Annotated in this window: 1 protein-coding gene; it reads right to left on the bottom strand. The window is 44.7% G+C overall.

All coding sequences use genetic code 11. From position 1 onward, the window contains the following. Nucleotides 1-35: 35 nt before the first annotated feature. A partial coding sequence (locus NSB25_RS29055) for a transposase (protein WP_306817720.1) occupies nucleotides 36-1166 on the bottom strand: 1131 nt, incomplete at its 5' end.

The following is a 1166-nucleotide window of genomic DNA, read 5'->3' as shown; positions in this document are numbered from 1 at the left end:
ACTATAAATGAGCAAATATTGAAATTTGCACAAAACTACCCTACCAATTTCAAAACAGCTTCAAGTGACGCACCATTTTTTATGAACTGGTGCAGATTACCGATTCGCTCTATTTTGACTTGATCTTGAAAATACCGGTATCCTTCCTCGAAGGTATTATATTTCCCGGAATGCATACAACACATGTAATGAACCAATGACATGATCAGCCAGTACCGCTCGATTCCCTGCCGTGAGCGAATCTGATATTTGTCCAGCGCGAGTTTGTTTTTGCTCTGACGGAAAAATATTTCGATCGGCCACCGTTCTGCATATGTGTCAAGGATTTCCTGGGTGGATATTCCGGCATTTGTGGATATAAATACCCTCAGCGCTTTCGGATCTCCAAAAGCTTCCCGGGGATAGCTGATAATAACCACCGCGTTTGGAACATCATTGAGTTCTCCTTCGTAGCGATATACATAGAATTCACGGCCGCCAACGGTCACAAGGCTGACAGCACGGTCTGTTTTTCTCAAATGAAGGGCAAACTCACTGACTTTCTGGCGGATTCCGCATGGATAGATGACCCGGTTGGTCTTCAGCGCTCCGATCGTATAAAACCCTTTCCGGATAAAACTCTCCATTACTTTTACGGAGGTATACCAGCTGTCGCAAAGGAAATAGGAAATCACCGGTGCCACGGGAAGCTCATCCGCAATCTCCTGGACAATCTGTATCTTTGACTTTGATTTGTCATACAGGATGTCGGCATAATTCAGTATGAGCCCATTACAGGAAAGCATGACAGAAACAATCTGATGCCCATAATCCTGACAGCCCTTTAAATGGGATTGATGAAAGTACGCCGCTTCAATTGGATGCCGAGCCTGTGACGAAGGCCTGGTATGCGAAGCAATCGTATCATCCACAATACAGAAAACAGGCTGTCCTGAGCGTTGCGCCTCCTGATAAATGACCTGTATGACGGCATTTTTCAAAGTATCCTGGAGAGCGGAATCATTCCACTTGCCATGGTTCAGGAAATAGGCGGTTGTGGTTCTATGCTGGTTACTTACTTCGGCAAAATCTACAGTTTTCCCCCTGTAACCACGGAGGAAAACGGAAACCATGATAGTCATCAGATGGTTTAGGTACACATCGGATAAAAATAATCCGAGTTTTAA

It is taken from the genome of Acetatifactor muris (assembly GCF_024623325.1).
Taxonomy (GTDB): domain Bacteria; phylum Bacillota; class Clostridia; order Lachnospirales; family Lachnospiraceae; genus Acetatifactor; species Acetatifactor muris.
The sequence above is the reverse complement of the archived record's forward strand: the minus strand, read 5'-3'. Positions and strand labels throughout refer to the sequence as shown.